The organism is Ehrlichia canis str. Jake (assembly GCF_000012565.1).
Lineage (GTDB): Bacteria > Pseudomonadota > Alphaproteobacteria > Rickettsiales > Anaplasmataceae > Ehrlichia > Ehrlichia canis.
The window spans coordinates 322,112-335,862 of sequence record NC_007354.1 but is presented as its reverse complement, the minus strand read 5'-3'; the positions used below and the strand labels follow the sequence as shown (position 1 = coordinate 335,862).

Below are 13,751 nucleotides of genomic sequence, written 5' to 3'. Positions count from 1 at the left end.
AAATAGTTACTTGACTAGTAAGCAATTTATTAATATGCTTAACAGGTTATCACTTAAGTTACTTGTTGTTTATGGCTAAAAAAGGTTCTACTTTACTTGTGAAACTAGCAAGCAGTGCAAAAACTGGTTTTTTCTATGTAAAAAAGCGCAATCCTAAAAAGTTAATTAACAAACTCTCTTTTCGCAAGTATGACCCTGTAGTAAGAAAGCACGTACTGTTTAGTGAAGAGAAGTTAAAGTAATATCACATCGCCCTTGTTCTGCTAATTCTGTAGAAGATAAAACTTGTGGGTGTATTAGTTTTGATGGCCTTCTGTGCATATTACCACACCTTTCTTGTAAAGCATTATTCTTTAATGTTAATCTTTCTAGTTTGCTGGCGTCTTGGTGTGTTTTTACTATTTCATTTTGCATTTCTCTCTCACCACTTCCTTCAGTAAAAGCATTATTCTTTAATGTTAATCTTTCTAGTTTGCTGGCGTCTTGGTGTGTTTTTACTATTTCATTTTGCATTTCTCTCTCACCACTTCCTTCAGTAGATGACGCTGAAGATGATTGACGTGCATCTATATATTCACTACTAACAGAAGCAGCAGAAACTGAACTATTCGCAGCTGTAGAAAAGTGAGTATCACTAATTTCAATACGCAACAATTTTTCACGTTCTGTCAATCTAATATGATATGTAGCAAATAAACAACATCCTACACAAATTACAGATAGTAAAAAGACAGTAATAGCAATAAAAAATATTTGTGTATTGCCATCTATGCCAAATGCATTTTGTAGTTCCTGGTTATATTTCAGAATACAAAATACTGCAATACATGTGATTAGTACAAAAGTCAATATAAATGATACACCTAATTTAGCATAACTACACCTCTTTTTTTTCAAGCACCTACTCTTAATAATTTGATAAATTCCTCTTGTCATTAACCCTTTATTCATTAATTTCATTATATAGCTACTACCACTTTCAGAAATCAAACTTTGCCTATTATCTTTAATTAGAAGACTTATAATCTCAGCACTACCAACTTTTATTGCTATATCTAAAGGAGTTTCATTATCTTTATTTACATCCATCAATCTAATATCATGAAAAGATAGTATTTTTTTCACTAAAGTAACATTACGTGATAATATAGCTTGATGTAATAAAGTATCGCCATTACTATCGCTATTTTCAAAAATTTTCTTCCATTCACTACCTTTACATTTTAGTTGTTCGCATAAAATCGGTAACAATAGTCCAGCACATACAGTTCTGCCATGCTTAATAGCAAGATCAAAAGCAGTCTGACCTGCACAATTCTTTTCTAAAATAACGCCCTGCCAACCTAATCTTAAAACTTTTGTTAACAGTCCCACATCATTAAACAAAACACACTGATGCAATAAATTACCACCATTATGATCTACAGTAGTTATAGGAGTACAACCTTCACTATTTTCAATCGATAAATCTATATCACGACATGATAACAAACAATTTACTACACCTAATTTCCCTTCTTCAATCGCAAAATGTAATGCTGTACAACTTCTACCAGCATTCATCAGTTCATCTATTTCACCATTATCATCACGTACAATTGCTTGAGCATTAACATCTATACCAAGACTCAGACTATATAATAGAGTATCAAGAGCACCACCAATAGCAGCATGATGCATAATATTTCTGCCCATACTATCTTTATCATATATAGCATCTGGCTTATGCCTCGCTAACAACTTTAACACACTCAATGCATTAGAACCTGCAGCTAAATGAAATGGCGTTAATTGAGATTTAGCAGGTTGATGAAAAATTTTTGACTCACTCTCCAACAAAAACTTTGCACATCTTTTTGCATTATACAAAGCTGCAAAATGTAGTACTGTATAACCGTAAGCATTCACAGTATTAACATCTAGTTTATACTTCTCAAACAGAAGCCTTAATAGACCTATGCTATCTGATTGTACTAATACAAAGAGAATATTATCCTTATCTGGACCATAGTACATATTAACTAGCCGCATATCCCTATCATGGTAATAGTAAGTCTCTAACAAACCGGATTTCACATATTCTGATTTAATTCTTTTTGCTTCTTCTAATTCAACTAAGCATACAACCTTTACTATATTTTCATACGCTGCTTTACATATTCTAGACAACAACACATCATCTCCACACACAATGCGAGTAAAGTGTCTCAATTTTTCTGCAACAAGTTGATTTTCTTCAGCATCTAAATCAAAACTTTCAATTTTGATATCTAGAAGACAATTAATACATTCTAAAAGATTATCAGAAACGTTATTTCTTTGCTGTATTACTTTAATTAACGCATTTTCAATTACTCTTTTCAATACATTATCGCGTTCTTTAAGTTTGTTTAAAAAACCAGATATTACTTTAACTGCTTGTACATCTTCATGTTCTAACGCATACTGCAGAGATTCTGTATTGAAATGTATAGCATTATAGTTTACAACATCATTACTAAAACACTTGATTTCAAATTCACTTATTTCAGTCTTTTTTTGACTAAAAGTACTATTAAAGATCAATGTCAAAAAAGCTTCCCTTTCTTCTGAATTATCAGGAAATACCAACGCTAAACTACCAAGATCACATACATAAAGCTGACCTTGTAAAACTTGTTTTGCTAAAGCGTGATTTGAATATATTGAACTAACACTACCTTCAATACTGTAATGTCCTTTTTCATTTTTAAATATAACAAACTGACAACATTGTTTAATCCTCTTTTTTTTCCCACACCTCAAAAATGATGAAAGTTCTTTAAAAAATGTGGAAAAGTTATTAGTTAATGAAGCATCAGCCAACAATCTGTTTAGAGGATGTAATCGATTAGAAGGTATTCCTTGTGTTTTTACTTGATTTAATTTTGCAAGATCTAATTCGGACAACACAATTTTACTATGACCATCATTATTATCAGATAAACTGTCTACTATATCATCATTTGCATCTTGCGATATACTAGTACCATTATTTAACATATCAACTATCTTTATCTTAATTTGAGATATATTTCATAAGTTAACACTATGAAATATATCTTAATAATTGTGCTAAAGTAGACATTATAGATTTTAAATAATCATACTAAATTAATATTTCATCAGAACCCAATACAACAATAGTACTTAATTTATAGTAAATAAATATTAATAAGCTACATTAACTACATAAGTTTTTAGTACAACTATATATTTATTAACTATTTTTTATAGAAAAAAGATATGATTTTTAACATTTTTATTAAATATTGACTAATTTTTCATAAATGTTAAATTAAAGTGTTATCTAATATTTAAAAGATTTTAATATATTGGTAAACACTTAATTATTAATATTATGGAAGAAGTATTATGCTAAATAGAACACAAAATGATAACATCACACAAACACTTCAAGGGGCCAACAATAGCTATAGTCCAGAAGAAAATGCCAACAATCTCAATATCGAAGAACAATTAATTAATAATCCAGAAATACAAGTAAATCCAAATATCCAAGCAGAGGAAGTTATTGCCGATGCAATACAAGAACCATATAATCCAAATGCTCAGATAGAAGCAGCTAATGCAACTGAAGATAATATTATTAACGATACGATAGAAGAAAATGACAACAATCTTAATATCGAAGAACAATTAATTAATAATCCAGAAATACAAGTAAATCCAAATATTCAAGCAGAGGAAGTTATTGCCGATGCAATACAAGAACCATATAATCCAAATGCTCAGATAGAAGCAGCTAACGTAATTGAAGATAATATTATTATTAACAATACGATAGAAGAAAATGCCAACAATCTTAATATCGAAGAACAATTAATTAATAATCCAGAAATACAAGTAAATCCAAATATCCAAGCAGAGGAAGTCATTGCCGATGCAATACAAGAACCATATAATCCAAATGTTCAGATAGAAGCAGCTAACGTAATTGAAGATAATATTATTATTAACGATACGATAGAAGAAAATGCCAACAATCTTAATATCGAAGAACAATTAATTAATAATCCAGAAATACAAGTAAATCCAAATATTCAAGCAGAGGAAGTTATTGCCGATGCAATGCAAGAACCAGATAATCCAAATGCTCAGATAGAAGCAGCTAATGCCACTGCAATAACCAACATTAATGCAATGGTAACACTACAAAATATCAATGAAATATATCCAGAAGATCCAGAAAGTCTTATCACTCAAGAAGAAAGAGCTATTGAATATATGATACAAAAACGTGAACAAGTACTAGCAGAAGCCAACATATATAATGATATAAGCCGTCCTAGAGTATTAATTGACCATAGTGCAGCCATGCAAGACATCTTAAAAGGATATTCCATTGCTAAAACACAAAACAAGATTAACAATATTGAGCAAGAGATACTAAGAAACACAATTATTCAAGCAGAAAAAAATGTTGGTATTTTAATAGAAAACCGTAAAGATTTGCATGTTAACACAACACAGGAAGAACCAAATGCTCAAATAGAAACAGATATTACTGATGCAATACAACAGGAAGAACTAGAAGAACCTAGTAATCAAAGTAATGATATTTCAAATAATAGTTCACATGTTTCAAGTGATAATACAGAAACAGTTGAAGTAGATATAGAGGCAATACCTAGCTTATTAAGACGTATAGCAAGAGATATAGTAGCTCTTATTAATACAGAATTAAATGACCCTAACGCTGAACATGTGAATACACAGAACCAAAATATCAATAAATAACATTTTGATTTTGTTAATAATCAATATACTAGTTACACAAATATGTCAAACCTATTATATTGATTACTTAACAGGATTCCTAAGTAATACATATTAATTAAGTGATAATATCCTTATGTAAAACATTAATATTACCAAGTTACTGTACAAAAACATGCATCAACTTAATACACTAGATTAGTAAAGTTATCAGAAAATCAATATCAAACCCCACATTATTCAAAACAATCAGAATACTCTAATCATTTTAACTTTACTATAATAAATAATAACAGGCATTTGAGTAATACAAAATAAAAACTCATTAATAGTAATATATTTTTAAATATTCTTAGAATTTCAAAAGTGTATATTAACATAAATTATGAAAAAGCAGACAAATACATGAATAATATTCAAGAAACTAAAATAATATTATAATAATAATATATAATAAATGTTCATAAAACTTAGCCAATTAAAAAATGTATATTAATTTTGACATTATAAAACAACAAATAATAATTTAGTAAAATACACAAAACTTCACAATAAAACAGTATTACTAACACTAATCTCAATATATACACAGATTACACAACATCACATGCATATATCCAAAATACCTAATAATAAAGAATCCTTGAAATCTAGTGCAGATAACAAGAAACGCAACACACATTAATAACAAAGTACTACAAGATCTTATAATAATATATGCGTGAATGCTTAATAAATTAAACTATATAAAATTTTTTACCACATTTATCACAGTTATAGGATAACTACTACAACCATACAAGTTAAAAAATAATTTCACATATTTTAATTAATTATTAATTAAAAGTAGGAATACCATTTACTTTATACACAAATGTATCAGTGTATAACATGCATGTTTAATATCTATCTCAAGTATCAAATTAACATTAATATGATTACAGATATTAGAAATTAAATAAGTTGATTCTTGCCACTGTATACTATATATTTACGTAATAGTTAAGTATCATTTCATTAACTGTATAAAATATTAATTACAAAAGTTTTATTTATTGGGTTTCTAAATTGTTGTTTATTGTAGATTTACATTGCATGTATTGAGGCGATTTTCACAGCATTCTTTGCTTGCAGACTGATTATTTAATAAACATGTATGGTTTCAATTTTTAATGGGTAAATTATGGAAAGTAATGATGGAAAGTTAGAATCTATTAAAGATACTGTGACTAAAATCGTCATTGATTGTTTAAAGCTCAAAGATGAGCAAAAAGCTACACTCTCTGGTAGCACAAATTTAGCAAAAGATCTGAATCTTGATAGCCTTGATTTTGTAGACTTGGTAATGTGCTTAGAAGATCACTTCTCTATAGAAATTTCTGATGAAGAAGCACAAGAACTAGAAACTATAGATAAAATAGAAGAATATATACGTAATAAAATATCAAGCAAAAACTAATTAAGGTAACTTGCTATGACAACAAGAAGAATCGTGATCACTGGTTTAGGATTGGTTACTTCTTTAGGAAGTGATGTAAAAACAGTATGGGACCTTTTATCTAATGGAGTATCAGGCATAAGCAAAATTAATAGATTTGACACATCTGACCTTGACTGTAAGATAGCTGGACAAGTAATAATGAAGTCTGAATCTGAAGAATACGTTTTTAATGCTGCAGACTACATTCCAGAAAAAGACTTAAAAAAAATGGATAACTTTATTCATTTTGGCATAGCAGCTGCCACACAAGCAGTTAACGATTCTAATTTACTTGATTGTAAAGATCTTGATTATGACAGAGTAGGAGTAATAGTAGGATCAGGAATAGGTGGTCTTCCATTTATAGAAAAAACAGTTATATGCTTACAAGAGAGAGGTCCCAGAAGGATTAGTCCTTTCTTCATACCAGCAAGTTTAATTAATCTTGTCTCTGGTCATATATCTATAAAGTATGGGTTCACAGGGTTGACTGACGCAGTAGTAACTGCATGCTCTACAGGAGCACAAGCTATAGGTAATGCAGCAAGAGTGATTCAATCTGGTGAAGCAGATGTAATAATAGCAGGTGGAGCTGAAGGTGCGGTATGCCGCATAGGAATTGCAGGATTTTCAGCTATGAAAGCATTATCAACAAAATTCAATGATACTCCAGAGCTAGCATCACGACCTTGGGATAAACAAAGAGATGGGTTTGTCATGGGAGAAGGTGCAGGAATAGTTATATTAGAAGATTATGAGCATGCAAAAAAACGTGGAGCAAAAATATACGGAGAACTGTTAGGATATGGCATGACATCAGATGCATATCATATATCAGCACCTCATCCAGAAGGCAAAGGAGGGATGAAAGCTATGGAACTAGCGTTATCTAGCGCACAATTAAATCCAGAGTCTATCAATTATATAAACGCACATGGCACTTCTACTCCTCTAGGAGACAGTACAGAAATTCAAGCAATAAAAAGTATATTTAAAGAAAGCATCTACAAAGTTCCAATATCATCAACTAAATCTTCTATAGGTCACCTACTTGGAGCAGCAGGAAGCGTTGAAGCTATCTTTTCTATACTTGCTATGAATACAAGCATTACACCCCCTACATTAAACTTATATGAATCATCAGAGGATCCACAATTAAATCTCGTTCCACTCAATGCACAGGAACATAAGATTAATTATTGTCTTTCTAATTCTTTCGGCTTTGGTGGAGTAAATATATCATTAGTTTTTGGGAAATTATAAAGTCTTGCTTCTATACTTCATATTTGATAACATATAAACTTGTTTTATGTTGATAAATCAAGTTTAAGTGTGTTTTTAAAATGCATAACTAGTGACATGATTTTAATAACACACTTCTTAGTTGATAATTATCATCTTTATTTATTATAGAACTTTCACTAATTGTTTGATTATTATTGGTTAATATTTTAATTTATATTATTAAACATAAATGTGAAATTAATTATGAAAACTAAGAAAGAATTATCTTATCAAGAGTTTATATCATGTATCAGATTAATAAGAACACCAAATATAGGTCCATCAACATTTCATGCATTAGTCAAATTATACAAAACCTGTCAACACACATTAGAAGTACTGCCAAATTTAATAAAAAAATCTAATACAAATGATAAACTATACAATATATGCTCTATTGAAACAGCAGAATTAGAAATCGAAAACACCAACAAGATTGGTGGTAAAATAATTACAGTATTTGATCAAGATTATCCAAAAGCTTTACGCCACATCCATGATTACCCACCAGTTTTAACAGTATTAGGCAACACATCTATATTAAAAGAAAAAATCATTGGTATAGTAGGAAGTAGAAACCCATCAATCAATGGAAAAAATTTTGCTTATAAGTTATCATATGAATTAGCTAATTCTGGTTTTGTAATAGTATCTGGATTAGCAAGAGGAATAGATAAATCTGCACATAGTATAATCTTTCAACAACTACCAACAATTGCTGTTATGGCTAGTGGAATTAATATAGTATATCCACAAGAAAATACACACTTATATAAAACTATAATAGATAAAGGAGGATTAATCATTACAGAATTTCCTTTTGCAACATTACCAAGAGCACAACTATTCCCACAACGTAACCGCATAATATCTGGATTATCACTTGGAATAGTAGTTGTTGAAGCTTCAATACAATCAGGATCACTTATTACAGCAAATTTCGCATTAGAACAAAATAGAGAAGTATTTGCAGTACCTGGATCACCACTTGACCACAGATGTAGGGGAAGCAACAGTTTAATAAAAAATGGAGCAAAATTAGTAGAATCAACAGAAGATATAATAGAAAACTTACAATTTAACAGACATAACACCTACATTCAAAATTCACTGTTTGATAACACTGTACAAAATAACTATCATTTTAATGAAATCAATAACACAAAAGATATCATCTTACAACATATCAGTCATAGTCCAATTGAAATAGAAGAAATTATTACATCTACTAACTTAAATATAAGCAACATTTTGATAGCATTAACTGAGCTAGAAGAATCAAAAAAAATAGAAAGATTTCCTAATAACAAAGTTGCTCTAATACATTAAAAATTCTAAGAATATTAAAATTCCAAAATAAAATTACTCTATTAGTAATTTACACAAATTTACCGTACACATCTTCATATAATACTTTTCTATGACTACACTACAGCAACTACTTCTATAGGCGCATTTATTCGCAATGTTGTTTCTTACACTGAATAAGTAACTTCTATTTGAGCAAATAATAAGACTAATAACAACCTAATTTTTAAAAAGCTTTAGGGATATAAATTCAAATAAAGTATAATCTATCAACAGACAAGTAATGATATGTAAAAGTGTCTTGCATAACCAAGTCATCGCAATACATTATAGAAACATAAAACAACAACTATAGAAATTTTAAAAGTGTATCAAACCCAACACTTAATATAAAAAACATTATTATAACACAGAAGGATTATACATAATGAAAGATTCCAATACACTAGAAAACCTTGCAATCAAAACTTAACACTTTATTTCAACAACTTACGCAATACATCACAAATTAGAACCAATAAACTATAGAAATTTCAGCTATATAATACTAAAATTATTTTCTTCAACGTTTTCACATAATACCATTACAGTACATAAAAATTATGTATATGATTCTAGCCAATTACAAATCTTACTAATACTCAACTAAATTACACACATTATACACACTAATAAGTCATTACAATATATCCATAATCAACAACTACAGAACAGTAAAATAGAAGGAACATAATCCTATACAAGCTTAACCCAAATAACATTTTATACAGTATAGAAAAATCACACATAATAAAGTTATTCTAGTATACTAGACAATTCTGCAAATTCTTAAATAAACTTACCATTAAATACTACATGACAAGAACATAAAGATACTAATTAATATAACACTTGTTTTGAAAACTAATTTACAAAGACATAAATGAAATTGCATTCCTCAATTCCTAATATACTAATTTCTTACACAAGAGAGCAAAAAAGCACATATCTAATAAATACAATATTAGAACACAATTAATTTTACTAACCAAAAAAAGAAGAAAAACTCATATAACTGTTAATCAACTCATTAATTAGCAAATTAATATGAACCATATAGATGACTACTTTTAAAGTATATTTACTAACATATATAATTTATTATCTTCTTGCAAAAAGTTTATCTAACTCAACTAAACTAAGTTCAACATAAGTTGGTCTACCATGGTTACATTGCCCAGAATGTGCAGTATTTTCCATACTTCTTAAAATAGCATTCATCTCCTCAATTTTTAATTTTCTACCACTCCTAATAGAACTATAACACGCTATTGTACCACATATATCTTTAATTTTATCATCTAAGAATAAAGTGTCACCCACTTCTATAATACTATCAACTATATTAATAATAAGCGACTTAACATCAAAACTTCCAAAAATTGCTGGTACTTCTCTTACTATTACTGACAAATTACCAAGTGGTTCAATAAGTAATCCAAGTTTCAATAACTTTGCTTTATATTCAACAAGTAGCTCCAAATCAAGATGGTTATTCATTTCAATAACTTCAGGTATTAATAGCATTTGACGTTTAATACCCTCTTTTTCCATAACTTGCTTCATATATTCATAAGTTAATCTTTCATGAGCTGCATGTTGATCAACAATGATAATAGCATCCTGAGTTTGGGACACGATATATCTACTGTGTATTTGGCATAAAGCATAACCCAACAGATGATTATCAATTAACGAACCATTTTCTATCTTTTTATAACTTACTTGACTCAACTTATCATTTTCTAATCCCATACTTCCACTGACAACACCTATGTTAAAATCATTTACATTAGATAAATCTTGTAGTGCGTTGTTGCTTAAATTAATAGCATCTTTTTCTTCTTCAAATACATTAAATCTTTCTGATTTTTTACAATTAACAGATTCTTCAAAATTTTTGTAAACGACCTCATATTCAGATTGAACATTTTTCAAATTTTTACAAAAAGAATTGTTATCATCTAACAAATTATTTGCTTCCATATCTGTAGAATTACACTCTTGTACATTAAACGGTTGTTGTTTAGCTTTAAGACGTTTCAGAAGTTCAAAAGTGACATCATTACCAACGTTACGCGAGTGATTCATACTTACAATATTATCTCGAACAAAATGATCACTTTCAAATTCATTAATAGACTTTAATTTTGCATTCATGTTAATAGATAACACTTCTTTAATTGCATTAACTACAACTCTATATACTAACTTTTTATCTTGAAATCTAACTTCAGATTTATTTGGGTGAACATTAGAATCAACTTGATCACACGGAATATTAAGATACAATACAACAACTGGATATTTATCTCTCTCTATAAAATCACTGTAAGCATATCTCACTGCTCCTATAAGTAAACTATCATAAACAGGACGACCATTAACAAAAGTATATATAAGACTTGATTTACTACGACTGAGTGTAGGAGATCCAATGTACCCTGATAACTCGATCTGTTCTTCTTTTACACTTATTGGCAAAGAATTTTTACAAAACTCTATCCCCAAAGCTTTTATTTCAGATAATCTATCAATATTTGATTGTTGCCTTAAATATTTAAACACTTGTTTATTATCAACAGACAATGAAAACATTATACCATGATTAACCATAGCCAACTTATTAATCATATCTATAATAGATTGAACTTCTGCTTTCTCTGTCTTCAGGAACTTTAATCTATTAGGCGTAGCAAAAAATAAATCTCTCACCTCCATATATGTGCCACAAGAAAGTGAATCCGGTGTTAATTCTTGCGTTTTATCTCCGCCTTCAAATACTATTAACCATGCAGTATCAGAATCCTGATACTTTGAGATCATTTTCACCTTAGCAACAGCTGCTATAGAAGTTAATCCTTCACCTCTGAAACCCAAAGATTTGACTTTAGCTAAATCACCATCAGGAAGCTTAGAAGTAGCATGACGAGCAAACGCAATTTCTATATCTTCCTTCTTTATTCCAATACCATTATCACTAACAACTATTAAATTACGTCCACCACGTTCTATTGCAACATCAATAGTAGTAGCATTAGCATCTATTGAATTCTCAACTAATTCTTTAACTACACTAGCTGGACATTCTATAACCTCTCCTGCAGCAATTCTATTAATTGTCCTAGGGTCTAATAGTATAATTGACATATGCTAACACTGATAATTATAATATATAGCTACAAGCTTATAGAAAATAACAATGTCTCTTTAATGATACAGTCAAAATACTCACTACATAATCTTAAGTAAATCACTAAGATCATACATTGAAACAATTCTACAACCTAATCTTATCAATCTATTTCACTTACTACAATTAAAAATACTATAACCATTTCAAATAAATAATGTTGCAAGATTAATAGTACTAGAAAACACATATCTATAAAAAACAAATATACCACTTATTCTTTTAATTAATCAAAAGCTTTTTTCTTCAAGTGTATCAGTATATGGGAACGTCAATGTTACTATAGTACCTAAATTAGGTTCACTTTTTATCTTGAAAACACCATCCATTAATTCAACCAATTTCTTACTTAATGGCAAACCTAACCCTGTACCTTCATATTTACGAGCATGTCTACTATCTACTTGTCCAAAAATAGACATCACTTTATATAAGTCTTGTTGTGCTATACCTATACCATTATCAATAACTTCAATATCAATTAATTTCTCTTCAATGTTATATTCCACTACTAATTTCACAACTCCATTTTCTGGTGTAAATTTTATCGCATTAGATAATAAATTAATTATAACCTGTTTCATTCTTTTAGGATCTGCAACCATTATGACTTTATTAGACGGCAATACTTTTTCAAGTTTGACTTTTGCCTGCTCAGCTCTTGGAACCATCATGTTAAAACATGAAGAAATAATTTTACTTAAATCAAACTTTACAAACTCCACAACTAATTTATTAGCTTCAACCTTAGAAAAATCCAAAATATCATTAATTAAACTTAATAAATGAACACCAGAATTATGAATATCATTTATATATTCTTTGTAATGAACATTATCTATGGCACCCATAGATTCACTTTTCATCATTTCAGAAAATCCAATAATAGAGTTTAATGGAGTACGTAGTTCATGACTAACATTAGCAAGAAATTGGGATTTGCTTATATTTTCTTGCTCCGCTACTTCTTTCGCTTCTTTTAACTTTAGATTAGCATCATACTGCTTACTCAGTATTTTAGTATTTTTATAATATATACACAATGTCACAACAACGAATATAATAATGACTAATATAACTATTATTAAAAAGATAGTATAAAAATTTACAATAAAACTAGATAAATTTCCCGAATTTTTAATTATCTTTAAAAACATTAAAGGATGACTCTCTTTATTGTCTAATGGAAATATAGGAAATATAGATTCAGTAATTGCACTATTATTTACTTTATGATCTACATATTCTCCCTTCAATAATGAAGCCATGTCTTCAGAATGCAATAGCAAATCTTGATCTGCAATATCATCACTGTTTCTATTAGAAAATATTATATTCCCATCTACATTATACAAAATGACATAAAACCCTTTTATTTCACCTAACGCTTTCAAAAATTCAGCACGCAGTTTTATTAATAAGTTCATATAATAAGTATTAGTTGCCACATGACTTGGAGCCTTTGCTAATAATTGAGCGTATTTATTAATAACAGAATTAACAAGTACTGATTTAATATTTACATTTATTTCTTTTGATACTTCATATAAATAATCATCTTTTAAATATATATGTGTATAACCAACTGCAAAAAACAAAGTAATAACTAAGAACACCAATAATAAAACTCTAAAATACTTCATAATATATACCCAGTCGCTCATATCATGATAATATGTATATGATGTT

8 protein-coding genes are annotated in these 13,751 nt (G+C 28.9%); 5 read left to right on the top strand and 3 right to left on the bottom strand.

Translation table 11 applies throughout. From position 1 onward, the window contains the following. The first annotated feature begins 71 nt into the window (after window positions 1-71). Window positions 72-242 (top strand): 50S ribosomal protein L33, encoded by a 171-nt coding sequence (gene rpmG, locus ECAJ_RS01175; RefSeq protein ID WP_011304349.1) that lies wholly within the window; start codon window positions 72-74, stop codon window positions 240-242. Here rpmG and ECAJ_RS01170 read toward each other — a convergent pair. Beyond that, window positions 220-3,021: an ankyrin repeat domain-containing protein gene (locus tag ECAJ_RS01170; RefSeq protein ID WP_011304348.1), complete on the bottom strand. Its 2,802-nt coding sequence runs from the start codon at window positions 3,019-3,021 to the stop codon at window positions 220-222. The genes rpmG and ECAJ_RS01170 overlap by 23 nt on opposite strands. A 372-nt stretch (window positions 3,022-3,393) precedes the next feature. Between ECAJ_RS01170 and ECAJ_RS01165 the strand changes: the two genes are divergently transcribed. The 4 genes from ECAJ_RS01165 to dprA all read left to right on the top strand — a co-directional run bounded on the left by ECAJ_RS01165 (window position 3,394) and on the right by dprA (window position 8,851). Continuing rightward, complete coding sequence (locus ECAJ_RS01165; protein ID WP_011304347.1) at window positions 3,394-4,779, top strand: hypothetical protein; 1,386 nt, start codon at window positions 3,394-3,396, stop codon at window positions 4,777-4,779. A gap of 1,162 nt (window positions 4,780-5,941) precedes the next feature. Beyond that, window positions 5,942-6,217, top strand: a complete 276-nt coding sequence (locus tag ECAJ_RS01160; protein WP_011304346.1) for an acyl carrier protein — start codon at window positions 5,942-5,944, stop codon at window positions 6,215-6,217. 15 nt (window positions 6,218-6,232) lie between these two features. After that, entirely contained in the window at window positions 6,233-7,501 is a 1,269-nt protein-coding gene (gene fabF / locus ECAJ_RS01155) for a beta-ketoacyl-ACP synthase II (protein WP_011304345.1), read from the top strand. A 225-nt stretch (window positions 7,502-7,726) separates the two neighbouring features. Continuing rightward, window positions 7,727-8,851 carry a DNA-processing protein DprA gene (gene dprA, locus ECAJ_RS01150; protein ID WP_011304344.1) on the top strand — a complete coding sequence of 375 codons (1,125 nt, stop codon included), beginning with the start codon at window positions 7,727-7,729 and terminating at the stop codon, window positions 8,849-8,851. 1,119 nt (window positions 8,852-9,970) lie between these two features. Here the strand turns inward: dprA and mutL are convergent. Together mutL and ECAJ_RS01140 are read right to left on the bottom strand one after the other, a co-directional pair. Further along, window positions 9,971-12,019: a DNA mismatch repair endonuclease MutL gene (gene mutL / locus ECAJ_RS01145; protein WP_011304343.1), complete on the bottom strand. Its 2,049-nt coding sequence runs from the start codon at window positions 12,017-12,019 to the stop codon at window positions 9,971-9,973. 273 nt (window positions 12,020-12,292) lie between these two features. Continuing rightward, complete coding sequence (locus ECAJ_RS01140) at window positions 12,293-13,705, bottom strand: sensor histidine kinase (RefSeq protein ID WP_011304342.1); 1,413 nt, start codon at window positions 13,703-13,705, stop codon at window positions 12,293-12,295. Between the last annotated feature and the right edge of the window lie 46 nt (window positions 13,706-13,751).

What these genes read in the sequence shown, in the direction of transcription:
- fabF (WP_011304345.1), top strand. Translation starts at nt 6,233, where the DNA reads ATGACAACAAGAAGAATCGTGATCACTGGTTTAGGATTGGTTACTTCT.
- ECAJ_RS01160 (WP_011304346.1), top strand. Translation starts at nt 5,942, where the DNA reads ATGGAAAGTAATGATGGAAAGTTAGAATCTATTAAAGATACTGTGACT.
- mutL (WP_011304343.1), bottom strand. Translation starts at nt 12,019, where the DNA reads ATGTCAATTATACTATTAGACCCTAGGACAATTAATAGAATTGCTGCA.
- ECAJ_RS01140 (WP_011304342.1), bottom strand. Translation starts at nt 13,705, where the DNA reads ATGAAGTATTTTAGAGTTTTATTATTGGTGTTCTTAGTTATTACTTTG.
- dprA (WP_011304344.1), top strand. Translation starts at nt 7,727, where the DNA reads ATGAAAACTAAGAAAGAATTATCTTATCAAGAGTTTATATCATGTATC.
- ECAJ_RS01165 (WP_011304347.1), top strand. Translation starts at nt 3,394, where the DNA reads ATGCTAAATAGAACACAAAATGATAACATCACACAAACACTTCAAGGG.
- rpmG (WP_011304349.1), top strand. Translation starts at nt 72, where the DNA reads ATGGCTAAAAAAGGTTCTACTTTACTTGTGAAACTAGCAAGCAGTGCA.
- ECAJ_RS01170 (WP_011304348.1), bottom strand. Translation starts at nt 3,021, where the DNA reads ATGTTAAATAATGGTACTAGTATATCGCAAGATGCAAATGATGATATA.